Origin of the sequence: Exiguobacterium sp. UBA3968 (assembly GCF_002385115.1) — a bacterium.
Taxonomy (GTDB): domain Bacteria; phylum Bacillota; class Bacilli; order Exiguobacteriales; family Exiguobacteriaceae; genus Exiguobacterium_A.
Map to the genome: position 1 here is coordinate 61,778 of NZ_DGCW01000004.1, position 19,656 is coordinate 81,433.

16 protein-coding genes are annotated in these 19,656 nt (G+C 48.6%); 1 reads left to right on the plus strand and 15 read right to left on the minus strand.

Annotated elements, in window-relative coordinates; genetic code table 11:
- Positions 1 to 18: 18 nt before the first annotated feature.
- The 15 genes from B3S86_RS00520 to B3S86_RS00590 form a co-directional block, all read right to left on the minus strand.
- Positions 19 to 1,023, minus strand: coding sequence for an aldose epimerase family protein (locus B3S86_RS00520; RefSeq protein WP_290748010.1), 1,005 nt, complete (start codon positions 1,021 to 1,023; stop codon positions 19 to 21).
- On the minus strand, positions 1,020 to 2,516 hold the full coding sequence (locus B3S86_RS00525) for a UDP-glucose--hexose-1-phosphate uridylyltransferase (protein ID WP_290748014.1): 1,497 nt from the start codon (positions 2,514 to 2,516) through the stop codon (positions 1,020 to 1,022). The genes B3S86_RS00520 and B3S86_RS00525 overlap by 4 nt, the downstream gene beginning before the upstream one ends.
- A 30-nt stretch (positions 2,517 to 2,546) precedes the next feature.
- On the minus strand, positions 2,547 to 3,545 hold the full coding sequence (gene galE / locus B3S86_RS00530) for a UDP-glucose 4-epimerase GalE (RefSeq protein WP_290748018.1): 999 nt from the start codon (positions 3,543 to 3,545) through the stop codon (positions 2,547 to 2,549).
- Positions 3,546 to 4,718 carry a galactokinase gene (locus B3S86_RS00535; RefSeq protein WP_290748020.1) on the minus strand — a complete coding sequence of 391 codons (1,173 nt, stop codon included), beginning with the start codon at positions 4,716 to 4,718 and terminating at the stop codon, positions 3,546 to 3,548.
- Positions 4,715 to 6,838, minus strand: a complete 2,124-nt coding sequence (locus tag B3S86_RS00540) for an alpha-galactosidase (protein WP_290748023.1) — start codon at positions 6,836 to 6,838, stop codon at positions 4,715 to 4,717. Before B3S86_RS00540 ends, B3S86_RS00535 begins: the two co-directional genes overlap by 4 nt.
- Positions 6,839 to 6,852: 14 nt before the next feature.
- Positions 6,853 to 8,847, minus strand: coding sequence for a beta-galactosidase (locus B3S86_RS00545; RefSeq protein WP_290748025.1), 1,995 nt, complete (start codon positions 8,845 to 8,847; stop codon positions 6,853 to 6,855).
- Positions 8,848 to 8,872: 25 nt separating this feature from the next.
- On the minus strand, positions 8,873 to 9,658 hold the full coding sequence (locus B3S86_RS00550; protein WP_035411101.1) for a carbohydrate ABC transporter permease: 786 nt from the start codon (positions 9,656 to 9,658) through the stop codon (positions 8,873 to 8,875).
- Between the two features lie 13 nt (positions 9,659 to 9,671).
- Positions 9,672 to 10,634 carry a carbohydrate ABC transporter permease gene (locus B3S86_RS00555; RefSeq protein WP_035411105.1) on the minus strand — a complete coding sequence of 321 codons (963 nt, stop codon included), beginning with the start codon at positions 10,632 to 10,634 and terminating at the stop codon, positions 9,672 to 9,674.
- Positions 10,635 to 10,706: 72 nt separating this feature from the next.
- A complete protein-coding gene (locus B3S86_RS00560; protein ID WP_056063835.1) occupies positions 10,707 to 12,017 on the minus strand; it encodes an ABC transporter substrate-binding protein in 1,311 nt (436 codons plus the stop codon).
- Between the two features lie 29 nt (positions 12,018 to 12,046).
- Positions 12,047 to 12,529, minus strand: a complete 483-nt coding sequence (locus B3S86_RS00565) for a hypothetical protein (protein ID WP_035411111.1) — start codon at positions 12,527 to 12,529, stop codon at positions 12,047 to 12,049.
- Positions 12,530 to 12,949: 420 nt separating this feature from the next.
- Positions 12,950 to 14,110, minus strand: a complete 1,161-nt coding sequence (locus B3S86_RS00570) for an ROK family transcriptional regulator (RefSeq protein WP_056063838.1) — start codon at positions 14,108 to 14,110, stop codon at positions 12,950 to 12,952.
- Positions 14,111 to 14,220: 110 nt separating this feature from the next.
- Positions 14,221 to 14,925 carry a hypothetical protein gene (locus B3S86_RS00575; RefSeq protein ID WP_035411117.1) on the minus strand — a complete coding sequence of 235 codons (705 nt, stop codon included), beginning with the start codon at positions 14,923 to 14,925 and terminating at the stop codon, positions 14,221 to 14,223.
- Positions 14,926 to 15,238: 313 nt separating this feature from the next.
- Positions 15,239 to 16,087: an MBL fold metallo-hydrolase gene (locus B3S86_RS00580; RefSeq protein ID WP_290748041.1), complete on the minus strand. Its 849-nt coding sequence runs from the start codon at positions 16,085 to 16,087 to the stop codon at positions 15,239 to 15,241.
- 84 nt (positions 16,088 to 16,171) lie between these two features.
- Positions 16,172 to 18,838: an MMPL family transporter gene (locus B3S86_RS00585; RefSeq protein ID WP_290748044.1), complete on the minus strand. Its 2,667-nt coding sequence runs from the start codon at positions 18,836 to 18,838 to the stop codon at positions 16,172 to 16,174.
- A 31-nt stretch (positions 18,839 to 18,869) separates the two neighbouring features.
- The gene (locus B3S86_RS00590; protein WP_035411126.1) at positions 18,870 to 19,313 is read right to left on the minus strand and encodes a MarR family winged helix-turn-helix transcriptional regulator; all 444 of its coding nucleotides are present in this window, start codon (positions 19,311 to 19,313) and stop codon (positions 18,870 to 18,872) included.
- A 134-nt stretch (positions 19,314 to 19,447) separates the two neighbouring features.
- Between B3S86_RS00590 and B3S86_RS00595 the strand changes: the two genes are divergently transcribed.
- Entirely contained in the window at positions 19,448 to 19,639 is a 192-nt protein-coding gene (locus B3S86_RS00595) for a hypothetical protein (protein ID WP_035411129.1), read from the plus strand.
- The last annotated feature ends 17 nt before the right edge of the window (positions 19,640 to 19,656 follow it).

Below are 19,656 nucleotides of genomic sequence, written 5' to 3' on the forward strand. Positions count from 1 at the left end.
CGGGAAGCGGGGCTTATTTCAAGATACTACACTAAAACGATAAGCTGTTTTCCAGTGATAGGTCTCACCTGGTGACAACAAGATTGATGGAAAATCAGATTCATGGACTGCATTCGGATGGACTTGTGTTTCAAGGCATAAACCAAGTGATGGTCGAGCAGGAACACCGTGAACCGTATAATCGGTCAGTAGTTGCGTTCCCGTATAGAGCACGACCGCCGGCTGATTCGTCGTGACGTCGACGAAACGACCGGATACCGGATCTGCGAGTCGAAGTGTGTTATCCCGCAACACGAAGGGATGATCGTAGCCATTTCCGACAGCGATCGTCTCAGGATGCTCAAGCGTAATTCCCTTACGAATCGACTGACCGTTCCGGAAATCGAATGGGGTTCCGGATACATCCCGTTGTTCGCCTGTCGGCAAGCCGTCTGGCTGGACCGGTAAGTAACAGTCGCTTGGTAACGTCAATACATGATCTAACACATCTCGCTTCGCATTTCCAGATAGGTTGAAGTACGTATGATTCGTCAGATTGAGTGGTGTCGTCTGATCCGTCACCGCCGACATCTCAAGTGTCAATGTCGTATCTTTTAGTCGATAAAACACATCGAGTGTGACTGTTCCCGGATAACCTTCTTCTCCGTTTGGACTTTTTAAGCGCAAATGGAATAATGTATCCGTCGCTTCGATGACATCAAACCACGCTTGATCAAATCCGTGAATTCCACCATGCAGATGATTCGCCCCGTCGTTTGCGACGAGCTGATAAACGTCTCCCGCTACTTCGAAACGTGCCTGTCCGATTCGACCAGCGACGCGTCCGACGATTGCCCCGAAGTACGGCGAGTGTTGTTGATAGTCTTTCACCGTCTCTAGACCTAAGACGACGCTTTCCAAATGACCATCCCGATCAATCGTCCGGATGTCCTGGATAATGCCGCCATAGTTCCAGAGTGTCACTTCGATGCCTTCCTGACGTAATGTATGTCGAATCAACTCTTTCTCAAGTAGTCGTGTCATCGTTGTTCCTCCACTGGTTGGCGCGTCACGAGTTGAACGAATCGTCCGAACGCCGCCTGACCTTCCTCTGTCTGTTTAAAGACGCCACAGTCCTCAAGACCACGTACGAATTTTGCAGCAACTGCTTGCTCGACGTATGTCGTGACATCTTGACTGTCATACGCTTGTTTTAGTTCTTGCGCCCAGTCAGCATGAGCGACAGCTACTTCGTCGACTTCACCTGTGATGAACTGTTCGACCTGTTGCAGCTCTTGTAGCAAACGTGCCGGTAAGACCGCCAGTCCCATCACCTCGATCAAACCGATATTTTCCCGTTTGATGTGGTGAATATCGGCATGCGTATGGAAAATACCGTCCGGATGTTCTGCTGACGTCCGGTTATTCCGCAAGACGAGATCGAGCTCGAATTGTCCGTCGCGTTGACGAGCGATCGGCGTCACGGTATTGTGTCGCGTCTCGCCTGTATGTGAACGGATCTCTTGGCTCTCATCCGTGTACGTCAACCATGTCTCATAGACGGTCGCCGCAGCATTGAGTAATGCCGACGCATCTTTACTCTTCAGACGCAACACACTCAGTGGCCAGTGTAATGTCTCCCCAGTGACTGTCGGCTGATCCGGGAACGTAAAGGATGTTAAAGTTTTTGCTCGGTCCATCGCAAACGTATAGCGTCCGCCCTGATAATGATCATGCGTCAGGATCGATCCACCGACGATTGGCAGGTCAGCGTTCGAACCAGCGAAGTAATGTGGAAACTGCTCAACGAAGGCAATCAGACGTGCAAAGGCATCCCGATTGATGACCATGTCACGATGTTCCTGCGACAGGATGATGCTATGTTCATTGTAGTAGACGTATGGTGAGTATTGCAGTGCCCACGATTCTTCCATCAGTGTCAGCGGAACAACCCGGTGATTCGCACGGGCCGGATGATTCGCACGACCCGCGTAGCCGACATTTTCGACGCACAACAGACAGGTTGGATAGTTCGACGCCGTTGGTGCCTCTGTCCGAGCTGCTGCGATTTCACGCGGATCTTTTTCCGGCTTCGATAAGTTGATCGTGACATCGATCGTCCCGTAAGCCGTATCCGCTTGATAGCGTTTATTTTTAGCGATCCGCTTCGTTTGGATGTAGTTACTCGCTTGGCTCAGTTGATAGAAGTAATCTGTTGCCGCTACCGGTGATTCAGCGTACAGACGGCGGAATGCCGCCGTCACGTCAGATGGACGGGCAACGAAAATGTCCATCACATCTGCTGCGAACTGCTCTTTGTCTTCAAGACGCGCCGGCAACTGCCCACTTACGATCAACACTTCAATCATGTCGTCCAAAATATCGGGAATTGGGCGAGATGGTACGTCTGCCTGTTCTTCAAAATCGGCTTGACCGATTCGCGCTAGAATCCGGTTCCGGGCGTAGATCGCATCTTCCGGTTCAATCAAGCGTTTCTGGATCGCTTGCGCTACTAACTGTTGGATGAGTTCATTCATCGCCGTCACTCTCCTCATTCTGTCTCTCTATTAACGAACGCTCGTCCGGTACCCTTCTGGATTGTGCGCATGCCAATTCCAAGCATCACGGATGATCGTTTCGATGTCGGTACGTTGTGGTGTCCAGCCGAGAACTTCTTTTGCTTTGGCAGATCCGGCGATTAAGATACTCGGATCCCCTGCACGACGTTCAATGATCCGTTCTGGAATCGGATGTCCCGTCACGCGACGGGCTGCTTCAATGATTTCCCGAACGGAAAACCCTTGGCTTGAACCGAGGTTAAAGACCGTACTCTCGTTTCCATCAGCCAAATAATCAAGTGCTCGCATATGGGCGTCGATCAAGTCCTCGACATGGATGTAATCACGAATACAGGTACCGTCAGGCGTTGGATAATCATCGCCATAGATCGAAATTTCTGACCGTTGTCGGTTGGCAACTTCGAGGACGAGCGGGATTAGATGGGTTTCCGGCGTATGATCTTCCCCGATTTCTCCTGTTACGCGCGCACCGGCAACGTTGAAGTAACGTAATGCGACATAACGTAAGCCATATGCTTGTTCAGACCATCGCATCATCTTCTCCATCATCAACTTCGTCTCACCATAGGCATTCGTCGGACGCGTTTCTGCTGTTTCGAGAATCGGCATCTGCTCCTGTTCACCGTATGTGGCTGCCGTCGAAGAAAAGACGATCTGTTTAATGTCATAGGCAATCATCGCTTCGAGCAACACTTGTGTCCCGTAAACGTTGTTATCAAAGTAGCGTAATGGTTCTGTCATCGACTCGCCAACGAGTGAAAAAGCAGCGAAATGGATGACCTGCTCAATCGTCTCTTCCGTAAAGACGCGATCGAGAAAAGCACGATCGCGTATGTCTCCTTCATATAGACGTGCCCGCGGATGAACCGCTTCACGGTGACCGGACTGCAGATGGTCGATGACGACGACATCCTTTCCGGCATCAATCAATTGATAGACAGCATGGGAGCCGATATAACCAGCTCCACCTACGACTAAAGTTGCCATTTAGATGACCTCCCGTTCGATTTCACGTGCTCCGTCACCGACCGTCGCTGTATAGAACGTCGCTGGGTAACCGATCCGTGCTTCATATTGTTCGCCGACAGCTTGTTTGAACGCGTCGACTGCCTCGTCTTCAACAATCGCAATCGCACAGCCACCAAAACCAGCACCTGTCATCCGTGCGCCGAGCACACCCGGTTGCTCCCAAGCGGCTTCGACGAGTGTATCGAGTTCAATCCCTGTCACTTCATAATCTTCCCGTAACGAGACGTGTGAAGCATTCATCAACTGACCGAACGTCTTCAGTTCTCCCGCTTCGAGTGCCGCTAGTGCTTGAAGTGTTCGTTCATTTTCTGAAATCGCGTGTCGGGCACGACGCATCAAGATTTCGTCTTCCCATGCGACTTTCGTGAATTCTGACTTCGTCCATTGTCCAAGCGTTTCCCGTGATGTGAACTGATTGAGATAAGCGAGTGCTGCCTCACATTCCGCCCGGCGTTCATTATATTTCGAATCTGCCAGTTCACGGCGTTTGTTCGTATTCATGATGATGATCGTATATCCCGTCAAATCGAGTGGAGCATACGTATAGTCGAGCGTTTCACAATCGAGCAACAATCCCGCTCCCGCTTTCCCCATACCGATCGCAAATTGATCCATGATACCACTATTGACGCCGATATAACGGTTTTCGACCTGTTGACCAAAGCGGACGAGATCAAGACGTGGAATGTCTAATCCATACAATCGATCGAGCAAGACTCCGATGACGAGTTCAAGTGAAGCGGATGACGAAAGACCGGCTCCGTTCGGGATGTCACCTTGAATCAGGATGTCACATCCTGAATCGATTCGGTACCCTGCTTCCTGTAAGACTGTAATCATACCCTTCGCATAGTTCGCCCAACCGTGCTTCGCGTCATACGCCAGTTCTTCGAGTGCGACTTCGATGATGCCGTCCTGCTCAAAATTCAGCGAGTAGAAGCGGAAACGTTGATCGTCTCGTTTTCGCGCGATCGCATGCGTACCGAACGTCAACGCACATGGAAAGACGTGACCGCCATTGTAATCCGTATGCTCACCGATTAAATTGATCCGACCCGGGGCAAAAAAGCGATGCGTCGACGGTGAGCCAAACCGCTGTTCAAATTGTGCTTCTAACGTCTGGTCTGTCATACGATCGTCTCCTTTGATTCGAGTAGTGAGAGCGCACGATGGACCGGCTGAATCCGCAGACAGCGGGCTTCATAATCCGTCGTGTATGAGAACGTCAAGCCTTGTTGCATCAAGTAGGCACCGCTTAACGTCCGGTCCTCGACTTGGTAGCGCATTGTTGGGTCGAGTCCTTTTAGCTTAAAGTGATACTGATGTATTCCGTATTGCCGAAGTGGCGCGATCGCGAGCAAGACTGTTTCTTCTTCCGATGTATACTGCATGACGCTTGGTGTCTGTTGCGTGAAGGATGAAAGACGGTACTGGATGCCGCGTTGGATTGTCGGACGAATCGCTTGATAGGTCTCGATCCAGCCTTTTGCTTCCGCTAACTCATCCGTCGACCACTCGCTTAAGTTACCACCGATCCCGAGCGTTCCTTGCATCGAGGAGACGAAGCGTGTCGCAAGTGGCACGTTGCGTCCATTTAACCAGTTCGGTCCGTCCGTTACCCAGCAGCTCATCATCTTCGCGTTATAAGCGTAAGAGAAGTCATGCTGAATTTGTAAGCGATCGAGTGGATCCGTGTTATCACTTGTCCAGACTTGCTCCGTCCGTGCGAGGATCCCGAGATCAATTCGTCCGCCACCACCGGCACAGGCTTCGAAGTCGACCGTCGGATGCAAGCGACGCAATTCATCAAAGATCCGGTACAATGCATCGACGTGACGTTTCCATAATTCCTGTTGGCGATCCGTCTGGTCTTTTGGAACACCCGGTTCCGAGAAGGCACGGTTCATGTCCCATTTGATGTAGTCGATCGCGTGATGCGTCAGCAAGTCATCCATCATCTCGAGAATGAATTGCTCAACTTCTGGTAATCCGAGATTTAAGACGTATTGATTCCGTGACGTCGTCCGAACCGCATCCCGTGCATGATAAATCCAATCCGGATGCGCCCGGTATAGATCAGAATCCGGGTTGACCATCTCCGGTTCGACCCATAGCCCGAACTGTAACCCTTGTTGTTTCACATATGAGATCAAAGGCTCTAGACCATTCGGAAACTTTTCCCGATTGACGTGCCAGTCCCCGAGTCCCGCTTGATCGGAATGGCGTTCACCGAACCAACCGTCATCGACGACAAACAGTTCACAGCCGATTCCTGCTGCAAGATCGACGAGTTCACGTTGACCAGATTCCGTCACATCGAAATAGGTCGCTTCCCATGAATTATAGAGAACTGGACGATCAGTCGCACGCGGCATGATGACGTCTCGCTGGAACGCATGTGCATGGGCACTCATATCCGCGAAACCGTCCGCATAGCCGATGTAGAACGTTGGTGTCGTCAACTGTTGTTGATGTGATAATTTCCAGCTGAAGTCAAACGGATTCATCCCGCCCGATAGCTGAACGAAACCGAACGCATCTTGTTCGACGTGAATCGCCCAGTTGCCGGAATAGGCAAAATGTCCGTAGACGATTTCACCGCCATCTTCTGTCGCGTCCTGTTCGAGTGCGAACCAAGGATTCGCTTGATGACTCGTCACCCCACGCCGACTTTCGATCGTCTGACGTCCTGGTGTCACTGGTGTGATCTGTTTCTTGAACTCCCCTGTCCACATCCCAGCGAAGTGATGCAGTTTTAAATGCGGTTGATGCCAGCGTCCCATCGCAAAGGACTGGGCTGCTGTCAAGCGTACTGGTAGTCGTCCCGTGTTTTCGACGACAATCGAACGACCGATGATGTCGTAATCAGCGAACACTTCGTACTGAACCCCGACACGCATCTCCTGCAAGGGATCAAACAGCCAGAGCGTCAATTTCGTTTCTGTCTGCTCGGAGCGTTCAAACTGGAACTGGTGAATCCGCTGTCCGTCCTCTCGTTCCGATTTCAAAGTCGGTTCCGTGTACAACATCTCGCCGAATGGTACGAAATCGTACGTCGCGACGCCGTCTGGCGATTCAAACGAACTGTGCGCGACGACCGGACTCGGTAACGCTTCATAATCATCCCGGTACGGTAACTTGGCACCGAAATAGGTGTGAATCAGCTTACCGTTCGCACCGACCGTGACGACGTGAGCGACCCGTTTCCCTTCGACGACGAAACGACGTCCTGCTACTTCAAAGATTGCCATGGTTCTCTTCCTCCTTACGTCGTCAGAATCAGTGTCTCAAGTGGTGCGAGCTGGACCGTTCCACGATATGTCCCATCTTTTGTCAATGCTTGGTATGTTCCGTCGAGCGTGACGTCCCGTGCTTCTTTCGTGTCATGGTTCATCAAGAAGAGGAAATCCCGTTGTTCGCCGTGACGACGAATGATTTCAACTTGATCCGGAGCATCGATCATCTCGATGCCAGCCTCTGTGAACGCTTGACGGTAAATTGTATCAATCATCGCATCATCAATCGATGAGCCGATGTAGGTAATCATTCCTTTATAGGCATTGCGCGTCACAGCCGCTACACCCTCGTAGAACGTATCTTCATAGACAGCAAGCGTCTCTGCTGTCGTTGGTGTGATCAAGTCACACCAGAGGCGCGCTGTTGAGGATTGTCCTGACATCTCGCCGATACCTGCCACCTTATGTTGCTGAACGGATTGAAGTGACTCATATTCGTCGATTTCAATACCCGCATACGGTGCGAATTTACCCGGTAACGTCGTCGGTACGACATGATTTTGTGCATCTTTGACACCTGTCCGGTACGTGAAGATGACGTGACCGCCTTGTTCCATGTACGCAATCAAGGCGTCATCGAACGTAGGATTCGTCAAGAAATAGAGTGGAACAATGATCAGTTTATAACGAGATAAATCATCACCTGGGAAGACGATGTCGGTTGCGACTTGTTGACGAACCGCTCCGCCATAGAAGCGGACGAACTCCGTCCTAAAATCAAACGCATCACTGTGCGGCTGATGCGTCCACGCCCAGACGTTTTCTTGATCGAAATAGACACCAACCTTCGCGTCGTAACGGCTCGCGTTAATCTCATCGCCATACGTATTCAGTTCCGTCATGATCTGTTTGACTTCTTCGAATTTCCGTTTCGGTTTTCCATCATGATCGATGATGCCGTGACAGAACTCCTCTGTTCCAAAATGAGCAGCCCGGAATCGGAAGTAGACGATCGCTTCTGCTCCCCGCGCGACTGCTTGATACGTCCAGAGACGAATATGCCCTGGTCGTGGCAAGTAACCGATTTTACTCCAGCCTTGTGCGCCACTCAACTGTTCCATGACCCAGAAGCCTTTTCCTTGCTTCGAAGAGCGGCAAAGATCATGATCGCTTGCCATCTTCTCGAACCGGTTCGGCTCCGGTAAGCCACCCCAGACCGGGTAGTTATCGAACGCGACGTAATCGAGATCTTGCGCCATTTGCTGTTGATTGACCGCCATGTCACTGTAGACGAGGTTGTGCGTGATGAAGACGTTCTCTGGGATGTAGCGACGTAAGACATCGACTTGTAATTTGTTGTAGTACGTATAGCCGTCGGCACAAAAACGATCGAAGTCGACGAGCAGGGATGGGTTATGTTCCTGATAGACTTTACGCGGTACCGGGATTTGATCCCACGCCGTGTACGTCTGACTCCAGAAGACGGTTCCCCATGCTTCGTTCAAAGCATCAAGCGTTCCGTAACGGTTCTCTAACCAGCGCTGAAAAGCAGCGCGGTCGACATCACCGTAAGAACGATCCGATTTCTCATGCCCATATTCATTATCCGTTTGCCACCCGATAACACGAGGATGTTGACCGTATCGTTTCGCCATCTCTTCCGTGATCTTGACGGATAGTCGTTGGTACGTTTCGCTGTGGACCGTATAATGGCGACGAGCACCAAAGCTGATCGTCACACCGTTCTCATCGACCGGTAAGATTTCTGGATACTTCGTACACAACCACGCAGGTGGTGTCGCGGTTGGTGTCCCGAGTACGATATCGAATCCTTCCGCACTCAAACGTTCGATGACGTCATCCCAAAAACTAAAGTCATAGACGCCTTCTTCCGGCTCCATCATCGACCAAGCGAATTCTGCGAGACGAACGACGTTGACACCAAGTTCCTTCATCAGTCGGAAGTCTTCCTCCCATAGTGCTCGTGGTGTTTGTTCTGGATAATAATCGACTCCTAAATACATTGTGCTCCCCCTTACGCAAAAACAATTATTTTACTGCACCCGCCGTCATCCCTTTTTGGAAGAAACGTTGGAAGAAGATATAGAAAATCATCGTCGGTAAACTGATCAAAACAAGTGAAGCGTAGATTTTCCCTGGGTCTCCACCAAGCGCATCCTTGAAGAAACTTGGTGCCATCGTGACTGTCTGATAAGCAGGGTCGGTCATGAACGTAAGAACCATCAAGTATTCGTTCCATGAGTTAAGGAACGCATAGATTAAAGCTGTTGCGAGCGCTGGTTTTGCGAGCGGTAGCATGACTTTGAAGAAGACTTCAAGAATCGTCGCACCATCGATATACGCTGCTTCCATCAATTCGTTTGGCAATTCATCAAAGTATCCTTTGATAAGCATCAGACCGAATGGTAAGAAGAAGGCAACTTCCGCTCCGATCAGTCCCCAGTGGTTGTTCAGCCCGTCAAATGAACGAAGCGTGAAGAACAAGGGTACGATCATCGAAGCGACCGGTAACATGAGTCCAGCGAGGACCATGTTGAACAAGAGACGTTTTCCAGCAAACTCAAGCTTCGAGAAAGCGAACGCTGCGAACGCCAAAATCGTGATCGAGATGATGATCATGAAGAAAGCGACAAAGAAACTGTTGAAGACGAATGTCGGGAAGTTCGGGTTTTGCAATGTCGCAATATAGTTATCGAATCCATTGACGCGAAGACTCTCTTTGAACATGACGAAAATTGGGAATAACCAGACGATTGACGCAAGCGCCAATACGAGGTTAATCATCCAGCGGCTTTTTTTAGATTCTACATCCATGGGTCGTTCCTCCTTAGTTATCCATTTTCTTTTGTACACGCAATTGGAAGTACGTGATCAGCAAGGCGATCGTCAGTAGGATGATGGCAACAGCACTCGAGAAACCAACTTCCTGTTGCAACATCGATTTTCGGAATAGGTATGTCGAAATGAACTCCGTCGACGATCCTGGTCCACCAGCTGTCGTGATCCAGACTAAATCGAATGTCTTCAGACCACCGATAACTCCGAGAATCGACAGAGTGAACGTCGTTCCTTTCAAGTTCGGGAAGACGATGCTCCACAGTGTCCGGAAGAATCCAGCTCCATCGATTTTTGCTGCTTCGAAGATTTCCTTCTCAATCGTCAACATCGCCATGTAGTACATGACCATCGAAGAACCCGTCCACTGGAAGATGTTGATCGCAATGACGGAATAAAGCGCGATGTCCGGATCACCAAGCCAGTTCTGCTCGAGGCTACCGAGACCAATCGCACGGAGGAACTCATTGATGTAACCAAACTGGAAATCATAAATTTGTGAGAATGCCGCACCGAGTACGACAGGACTCAAGACGACCGGAAAGAAGAAGACCGACTTCATCGCCGTCCGCAATGGTCCCGGTGTATGCAGGAAGTACGCCAAGACGAGACCGATACCAGCTTGAATCGAAACGGTCAAAATCGTGAAGATGAATGTGTTCTTCAGCGAGAGATAGAAGTCCGGATCTTGGAACATCTCAGCATAGTTGTCGAGTCCGACGAATACTTTGTCAAACGAAATCCCGTCCCACGAGAAGAATGAGTTATAGGCATTATAGAAAATCCCATAATAGATGAAGCTGACGACGAACAAGACGATCGGAGCAACGAAGGCCCATCCGACCATGTTTCGCTTCATGTTCTTTTTCTTCTTCGGTGCGGGCGGGCGTGTCGCCACCGGCTGGAGCGGTTCTGCTTTTGGTTTAATCGGCAATTCCTGTCGCTCTGTCTGCATATCGATTCCCCACTTTCCTCAAGTCCAAAAATCAGGAAGTGGCACGCAGGCGTACCACTTCACTGTCGAGTCTTATTTCGCTGATTGATCCGCTGCGTCTTGAACGCGTTGTAATGATTCTTTCGGATCTTGTCCTGTCGCGATGTTTTGAAGTTCCTTACCGAGGATATCGTTTAATTTCGTATCTCGGATACCACGGCTAGCAACCGCTTTTGCTAATGTGTCGTTTAACATCTTGTACGATTCTTTTTCGCCTTCAGATGTGAAGGCAGCGTCTGAATCGACTTTGACATCCTTGATACCAGGTGCCATTTCAAACTCACCCATGTAGACTTCTTGTCCTTTTCCTTGACTCATGAAGGCGATGAACTCTGCTGCACCTTCTTGTTGTTTCGACTCTTTATTGACACCAAGTGCCATATCGATCGATGCGATGACCGGTTGCTCTGTTCCACCTACTAAGTTCGGGAGTGGAACGAATCCGAGTTCATCTTTGATTTTCCATTTGTCTTTTTTCTCAGCTGTTGTCATCGAGTGTGCTTCCCATGAACCGATGACCCACATCGCTGCTTTTTTATCAAAGAATTGGTTCATCCCGTCATTGTATGTCGCTAGACCAAGCGCTCCTTCTTGGAAAACTTTATCTTTGAAGAGATCTTGCCAGACTTGTGCTGTTTTAACCATTTCGTCGTCTGTCCATTTTGCTTGACCCGAGAGGACTTTTTGAATGTAACCTGGTGCGACCTGGTGGCTGAGGACGTTGTAGACATCGATGTCAATCCATGCATCTTTTGCTCCGAGCATGAGTGGGATGACTTTATCACCTGAGTCTTTAATCTTCTTGACTGCGCTGACTGTTTCTTTGTAGTTCTTCGGTGGTGTCACACCGTATTTATCAAGCATCGTCTTGTTGTACATCAAGTACGCTTGACCTGTGAAACCAATTGGAACTGCATATTGTTTGCCGTCAATCGTTGTTTGTTCGATTCCAAGCTCGACGAACTTATCTTTCCAGCCTTTACCTGCTGCTTTATCCATGTACGAATCGACCGGTACGACGCGATCCTTGTACTGCTGAATCATCGGTTCTTTCAGACCGATGATGTCTGGACCTTTACCTGACAGCATCGCGACCTGTAATTGTTTTTCGTAGTCTTCACTGTATCGTTTGAATTGAACGACGTATTTATCTTGTGATTTATTGAAAGCATCAACGACAGTTTTCCCCGCTTCTGGTTGCGGTGCCCAGCCCCACCATGTGACGATCGTCTTACCGTCTTTTGTTTTCGTTTGTTGCTCGTCTTCGCCACCACAAGCGGCGAGGAATGCGGATAATGTTAGGACTGATGCTGCAGCAACGAGTTTCGTTTTTTTGAATTTCATGTAAGAGCTCCCCTTTTATGTGTAAGTAGTCAAGCGTATCGTCTAGCGTGTTCCCCTTCGATTAGTGCTTGTCGGCACCATTCTTCGATCACCTTCGTCTGAATCGGCATTCCCTGTAGCTGAATCAATACACGGGCGATCAATCGAAGACGGTATGCCAGCGTATCGACGTCCGGTCGGACGAAGAGATATAACTCTCCACCCAGCGTCAAACAACCGGCAGAGCGCATGTGTTGCATGAGTGCGCGTAATTCAATGTATCCGCTCTCATTTTTTCGAATGTGTAGCTCGGATGAACGGATCGTCAGGACCCCTTGTACCGATGACATCCGGAATTGAAACACACCGTCACGTCGTGGTCGGACGAGCACGATATCCTGCTCGTCTGTCGGGACATCGCCTGGACCCTGTTCTGTCATCTGTTGCGTTGACCGATGAAAATAAAAACCGCGGATTGCTCCGTAACGCCCGAAAGCTTCACGGTACGAAACCCATGGATCGTGTGGTTCCATTGCGCGATGCCTCCCTTTCCTGCTTCAGCTTGATTAGCCCCTGCTAACCTGCATCCACCTCCACTTAGTTGACCATGAACTTAGTAAATTAAATTTATTATCTAACTTTATATCGACTATAGCACATTGGTTTTTGACTTGTAAACGGTTTCAATAAATTATTTTTTGAATAACAAGGGGCTGACTCAAAAGTCAGTCTCTACAAAGATAAGGATGGCAGAATGATGATCTGCCATCCTTATCTCGTAACAAAAAGAATGACGCGTTTCGCGCCACTCCTACAGGAAAAGCGCATTTATGCGCTGTCAGAGACGAACAAGACCCGCTTTCCTGCTTCAACGGAGCAGGAAAACTGGCTTGTGTCTCGCCTGAGGAAAGGGCGTGAAAAGACGCGTCATTCTTTTTTTGAGTCAGCCTTCATTAAATCGTTTGAAATAAACTATTTGTCGCAAGGGCAGCCGCACTGAGTGCTCCTTGTTTTTCACCCCACGGGACCATCTTGACATCGGTTTCACGTGAAGCAGCGGTCAACGCCGTGTGCTCGACCCGTTCCTTGATTTGATCAACGATCGTGGGTGCGAGCTCAAACATCGGTCCCCCAAGTAAAATCCGGCGTGGATTCAGGAGATGAATCGTATTCAAGACACCGATTCCGATATATTCCCCCGCCCGTTCATATGTACGAACTGCTTGTTCATCGCGTTCGTTTAACCGTTTGCGCAAATCAGCAATCGTCATGACTTGCGGATCCACGACAGCATAATCCCGTAACAATGCTTTTTCGCCTGCTAATGCTTCTAGGCATCCTCTGTTCCCACACGAACAAATCGGTCCATCGAGATCAAGACGCATATGTCCGACCTCTCCCGTAATATGATGTTGTCCGTCGACAAGCTGTCCATCGAGCACATAAGCACCCCCGATGCCTTCCCCGGCATAGAGATAAAAGAATTGTTCGACCCCAACACCTTCACCGAATAATAGCTCAAACGAAGCGAGTGCTCGAACATCGTTTTCGATGAAGACAGGATAGTCAAAGCGTGCTTCAAGTTGTACCTTCAACTCGACGTCATGCAGGTGGAAACGTGGTGCAAACAAGATGACACCTGTCTCCGGATTGACCATCCCGTGGACGGAGATCCCGATACCGTGAATCGTTCCCCGTCCTTGTGTCTGTGCAATCAAGGTCTCGCATAATCGACCAATCGCTTCAATCAATTCTTCATTCGTCTCAAAACGTCCCACGGCTTCGGACTCATGAATCGTATTACCACTTAAATCCGCGACGACTCCGATGAATTGGTGACTTGTCGCATCGATGCCGATGACGTATTGCTCTGTTGCGACGAGTTCGAGCATGATCGGTTTTCGTCCCCCATTTGATATCCCAAGCTCTCGCTCCGTCACGAGTTGTTCTGCAATCAATTCACTGACGATGTTCGATACCGTCGGCTTCGTTAAGTTCGTCCGTTGTGCTAACTCAACCCGCGAAATCGGTTGATGCATCCGAATCAGTCGCAAGACGAGTGCCCGATTATAGGAACGCATCCATTTAGAATTACGCGGTGTTTCTTTCGCCATGTCCCCATCAACCCCTTTGGTCTGTCTCTTTACTATCTTCGCATATTTTGTAAGGGATTTCACGGTCTCACTTAAAAACCGTTCATCTGCTGAACGGTTTTTGTGCACTTTCATGCTTCGTCATATGGTTGTTCTAAAATCAGGACGCGTGAACCGTCCGGATTCTCGGTCAGTTCGATCTCAACGATTGCCTGACCGACGAGCAAAACGATTGGTAGAGAGGGATCATTCTCGCGAAAGAAACCGATTTTTCCATGGTGTGCGTCCATATAGTCCGCATATAAAAACGTTCCATTGACGTGCAGCTCATCCTTCATTCGATTGAACGACAAGCGCGGGACACCATACCAGGCTTCCCCGTTCAAATAAAGCAAGGGACGCTCGCCGACCGATTCATTCGTCGCCCGCCGGACCTCGATTGCTCCCGTCGTATCGTAATACAATCGATCTTGACCACGTGTCGCGATGACGATCGGATGTTTCTGATACAAGACGACTTCTAAAATTTCATCCGCTTGTTCGACGAAATAACCAGTCTCATCCGACTGGGCAAAACTAATCGTATACAACTGCATCCAGGAAACGATATCCGTCACTTGAACCGGTTTATGAAAAAGTGCAGAAACAAGTAGTGTTTCTTCCGGGGTGACAAACAGATTGACGGAGATATCCGCTAAGCGGATCGTCCGGATTTGTGTCGAAGGATACGTATGGTCATAACTCGGTACAAGCATCGCTTCATAGTGATCATCCTTTTCGACCAATTCAATCGATGGCATGCGTCGATCAAAATCCGCAATTTGAATTCGTTTCATCCGACATCTCCTCTCACTTTCACTAACAGTCTCACGCAAGTTATTACCCAATATCTGGTTTTCGTGCACTCCCCTGAATTCAAAAAATCGGAACGCATGCGTTCCGATCATTGTACGTACAGATCATATAGTAGATATAGAATGCCTCCCACGATAACCAAAAATGAAAAGATGCCCGCTTTTCCAAAAAAAACGCGATCGATGGTTTCATCCCGTTCGAATTTTGGCTTTGTCATATAGTACCGCTCCCTTTAACAAGCTCGTAGTACTTTTTTATTTCGACGTCCTCCGTTTTATCCCTTGTTACGATCTGTCATTTCACTCCATTTGCAAAATAGATCAATGTTTCGGTTTCGTCTTCCGTCAACGATCGTCCTGTCTCTTCTGCATATAAAGTCCGCATATCCTTCAGTCGTCCTCCGGTCGCTTCCGTTACACGAATGGCTCGACGCAAAATGTTGACCTCTTCTTCAAATTCAGACTTCGGCATCGCTTCTCCATGCGACCAGACATAATAATCGGCTTCTAAACGATCGATTGTTGCGAGTAAGCGCGTCGTCCGTTCGACCGTATAATTCCACTTCGATGAAAAGATATCCGCATAAATCGCGTCTCCTAAGAACACGACGCGTTCTTCCGGAATGTAGACGAGTAGGCTACCAGGAGAATGATCATTTTCGATTTCAATCAGTTGGCACTGCACGCCACCTAAGTCAATTTCCAATTGTCCAGTAAAGCCAATCGTCGGTAAGACGACTTCGATGTCGCGTGTCGTACCAAACTCGAGCTTGATCGCATCCGCACAAAACGGAATCTCGATCCCTTGATCCATTCGTTCTTGTAACGCTGCATCCGTCCAAGCGTATGGTTGCATCTCTTTCATGCGGGCGATTGTTTGCTGTGTTGCCATCGATGGCAGACGGAGATGTTTCATCCCAAAAATATGATCCCAGTGCCAGTGGGTCAGGGCCAATAAGTCAGGTGATCCAAGATTGTGTTTTTTCATTTCTTCTAAAAACAAAGCGGCATGGGCTGACGAGTTTCCGGCGTCAATCATCAATTGATGCTTCTCCCCACGCACGACGGCGAGAATCGGGCGATCCGTCTCGCTGACCGGTGTCTGATACCAAATCCGTGAAGTCAGTTGTTTGAAGTATTGCATGTTCTACCTCCTTATACTCTGCTCTTAGTATACGTCATGAAAAAACCGGATTCATCTAGAAGACGAATCCGGTTTGATTAGTTCTTATTTTTTGGCATTTGATCGAAACGGCCACCAGACCCCTTTACCAAACGAAACTGTAATCGCTGGAATCAAGAGTGGTAAGACGATTAATCCATACAAAAGTAGACCTGTGATGACGATCGTCGCGATTTGAACGAGACTCAAGACACCAGACGGCATCATCGCTCCGAAGGTTCCTGCAAGAATGATCGCTGCCGTGATGATGACAGATCCCATCTTTTTCATCGACAGGAACATCGCTTCCTTCGTATCGAGTCCCTTGATCGTCTCTTCGCGGAAACGATCGAGTAGGAAGATCGAATAATCGATACCAAGGGCAATCAACATGACGAATCCGAAGAACGGAACAGCCCAACTGATGCCGTCATATCCGAGACCGTTGACGAAGATCAGCTCAGCGATCGACATCGACGTATAATACGTCAGCAATAACGAACCAATCATGAACAATGGCATGATCAACGAACGGAACATGATCGCTAAAATCACAAAGAGACTGATCAACATGACAGTCACTGTTCGTTTGAAATCGGCTTTCGACGTATCATTCAAGTCACTGTTGACGCTTGAAATCCCGCCATATGCGACAGTGCTGTCTTCAAACGGTGTCCCTTTAATCGTATTCGCTGTCGTCTTTTTGATTGCAGCGACGGTTTGAATCGCTTCTGGTGAATACGGATCATCTTCGAGGATGACTTCAAACTTCAATCCGGTTTGCTGATCAATCGCGTAACGGTCAATTGCTGGTTTAAAGGCCTTGTCCGATAACGTATCTTTTGGCACGAACACACCTGTCCCACGGATCGATGTCGCTTGTCCCATCTCGGTTAACAAATTCGAGATGTCATCTAGGCCATCACTAATTTTCGCAAGCCCTGTGTTTGCTTGACCAACACCATCCGCAAGTTGTGTCAGCCCACTTCCAAGTTGACCGGCTTGTGCTCCTTGTGAGGCTATTCCACTTGCTGCTTGACTGATGCCAGATTGAACTTGGCTCAATTGACCAGACAAGGCATTTAATGTCCCAATGGTTTGCGGGATATTTTGAGTCGATTGCAGACCTTGACCGACGAGCGTCAACTGTTGGTTGATCTGTCCAAGTCCGTCTGCTGCTTGTTGCAACTGACTTGCTCCTGCTGAAGCCGAGTCTCCTGCCGGTAGTTGTCCTGTAATACCGTTGAGATTGTCTTCAACTGTCGTCAGACCAGACTGAACGTCCGTAAGACCGGCGGTTGCTTTCTTCATGCCGGAAGCAACTTGTTTTAATTGACGATCGACGTAGAAGTCATTAATGATTTCGCCTGTCGGACGAGAAATCGAACGAACCGATTTGACCCCGTCGATTTTCACGAGCTCACGACTCAACTGTTCCGCATAAGGAACTGTCTTTTCTGTAATCAAATCTTTGTCGCTCTTAAGAATGACATTGACCGGGAGCGACTCACCTGCTCCAAATCCATCCGAGATCGCATTCAGTCCTTTGACCGTATCATACTTCGCACCAATCTCATCGACAGTATTAAACGAGAGGTCATCATCATACGTAAAGAGTGTCGGGACCGTGACGATCGCAACGATGATCATCGCAAGTAAAGGACGACGGATCGATAACCCACCATAATGTGACCACAGTTTGCTATCTTGGTGACTCGCTGCCTTCTTTGACGGCCAGAATAATTTTTCTTTGAGTGTCGCCATGAAGAAGGGGACAAGTGTAAATAAGACGAGTAAGAGGACGGCAATCCCAACCGCAACAGCGACCGATGATTTGAAGATTGGGAAGTCCGCAAACCCAATCGCTGAGAAACCGACAAGAACAGCAAGACCACTGATTAGTAACGTACGCCCTGCTGTCTTATACGTGTTGACGATCGCTGTCTCGACATCGTGTCCTGCCGTCAATTCTTCCTTATACCGGCTAAGTAGCAAGATACAGTAATCCGTCCCAATCCCAAACAGGATGGCAACGAGGAAGATTTGCGTATAGTTCGATACCGGGAATCCGAACCAGTCGACGAAAAAGGCGACGAGTGATTGGCTGATCAGGTACGTAAAGCCCACTGCCACAAGTGGTACGAACGGTGTGACGATGGAACGGAAGACGAGCAGAAGTAGTCCGAAAATCAACCCGACGGTAATCAGTTCCGTCCGCTTCAACCCTTCTTGTGAGCTTGTATTGACGTCATCGTTGATTAACGCTTCACCCGTTAGATAAATCGTTTGATCCTTTGGCAAGAGATCTGTCCGAATTTGTTTTGCCAGTTTGACGATTTCTTCTTGCGAACCGTCGACCGTGATTGGAACAAGGACTGTCTTTTGATCTTTTGAGACGAGCTGTCCTTCCGTCTCTTTGTTTTCAAACGGATTCAGCACATCCGTGACCGGACGATCGAGTGCTTCTAAATCTTTAACGATTTTCCCAATCGACTTTCGATCAGCATCGCTGACTTTGTCTTTGAGCGGAATAACAAGAGAGATCGTTTCTTCACTTGCTCCCGCTTTTTCTAAAATATCTGCTGCCCGCTGTGAGTCAGCGTTATTCGCAAGCTGAATCGCCCCTGCGTCCTCTGCTTGTTTTGCCAAGTTTGGTGCCGTAAATAGTAAACCTACTGTGACGATGAGCAATAATGCAAGAATTGCCCAGCGCCATTTGACGATTTGTCGCATGTCTGATTCTCCTCTTCCTTCTATTCTGTCTTTAGACGTTCAACTGCAGAATCTCTTTGATTTTCTTAAAGGTTTCGATGAACTGGATGATTTCTTCTTCCTCGACCTTTCCTTCAATCAAACTTTCGAGATACGTATAGATTTCTTGCTCCGCCTCTGTCGCAACCAATCGTCCTGCTTCGGTCAACGAGATGTACTTCGTTCGGTGATCATCTTCTCGGCGTTCGACGATGACAAGTCCTTTTTCCGTCAACTTTTTCAGCCGATTGGAAATGGCGCTTTTATGTACGCCCTGTACTGCCGCGAGACGCCCCGATGAGATTGGTCCGTATTTTCCAACGAGCTTCAACACATGGAGTTGTTCCGGTGAATACATTTGCCAAACAGGCGCTTCGACTGACTTCAGCACACGTTCAGTTCCATGGATCATGACTTCTTCGAACAGGAGGACTGCTTCACGTAAATTATCTTTCATTTTTAGTTTACCCCCTAAACTTATGAAGTTAGTTTAGCCCCTCAACTAGTACGTTGTCAACTTTAAACTGTCACAACTTACCACTGCAGAACATGACCATTTTCTGTATGATAAAAGAAGAGAGGAGCATGCTTATGTTGACTTTATTTTGGATCGCATTAGTCATTTGTCTCGTCGGACTCATCTTTACGTTGCGGATTGCTAAGCAACCAGCAGAAGAGCAGTACGATCACAAGACTTCGGCAAAAAATATGTCTTGGATGTATTTCATTTTTCTCCCGATCATTCTGATTTTATTAGGCATTTTCTATTACTTTCTAACGTGACATAAAACAGCACACAT

Bases quoted from the DNA above. Each gene is read 5' to 3' on its own strand.
- B3S86_RS00520 (WP_290748010.1), bottom strand. From the start codon at position 1,023: ATGACACGACTACTTGAGAAAGAGTTGATTCGACATACATTACGTCAG.
- B3S86_RS00525 (WP_290748014.1), bottom strand. From the start codon at position 2,516: ATGAATGAACTCATCCAACAGTTAGTAGCGCAAGCGATCCAGAAACGC.
- galE (WP_290748018.1), bottom strand. From the start codon at position 3,545: ATGGCAACTTTAGTCGTAGGTGGAGCTGGTTATATCGGCTCCCATGCT.
- B3S86_RS00535 (WP_290748020.1), bottom strand. From the start codon at position 4,718: ATGACAGACCAGACGTTAGAAGCACAATTTGAACAGCGGTTTGGCTCA.
- B3S86_RS00540 (WP_290748023.1), bottom strand. From the start codon at position 6,838: ATGGCAATCTTTGAAGTAGCAGGACGTCGTTTCGTCGTCGAAGGGAAA.
- B3S86_RS00545 (WP_290748025.1), bottom strand. From the start codon at position 8,847: ATGTATTTAGGAGTCGATTATTATCCAGAACAAACACCACGAGCACTA.
- B3S86_RS00550 (WP_035411101.1), bottom strand. From the start codon at position 9,658: ATGGATGTAGAATCTAAAAAAAGCCGCTGGATGATTAACCTCGTATTG.
- B3S86_RS00555 (WP_035411105.1), bottom strand. From the start codon at position 10,634: ATGCAGACAGAGCGACAGGAATTGCCGATTAAACCAAAAGCAGAACCG.
- B3S86_RS00560 (WP_056063835.1), bottom strand. From the start codon at position 12,017: ATGAAATTCAAAAAAACGAAACTCGTTGCTGCAGCATCAGTCCTAACA.
- B3S86_RS00565 (WP_035411111.1), bottom strand. From the start codon at position 12,529: ATGGAACCACACGATCCATGGGTTTCGTACCGTGAAGCTTTCGGGCGT.
- B3S86_RS00570 (WP_056063838.1), bottom strand. From the start codon at position 14,110: ATGGCGAAAGAAACACCGCGTAATTCTAAATGGATGCGTTCCTATAAT.
- B3S86_RS00575 (WP_035411117.1), bottom strand. From the start codon at position 14,925: ATGAAACGAATTCAAATTGCGGATTTTGATCGACGCATGCCATCGATT.
- B3S86_RS00580 (WP_290748041.1), bottom strand. From the start codon at position 16,087: ATGCAATACTTCAAACAACTGACTTCACGGATTTGGTATCAGACACCG.
- B3S86_RS00585 (WP_290748044.1), bottom strand. From the start codon at position 18,838: ATGCGACAAATCGTCAAATGGCGCTGGGCAATTCTTGCATTATTGCTC.
- B3S86_RS00590 (WP_035411126.1), bottom strand. From the start codon at position 19,313: ATGAAAGATAATTTACGTGAAGCAGTCCTCCTGTTCGAAGAAGTCATG.
- B3S86_RS00595 (WP_035411129.1), top strand. From the start codon at position 19,448: ATGTTGACTTTATTTTGGATCGCATTAGTCATTTGTCTCGTCGGACTC.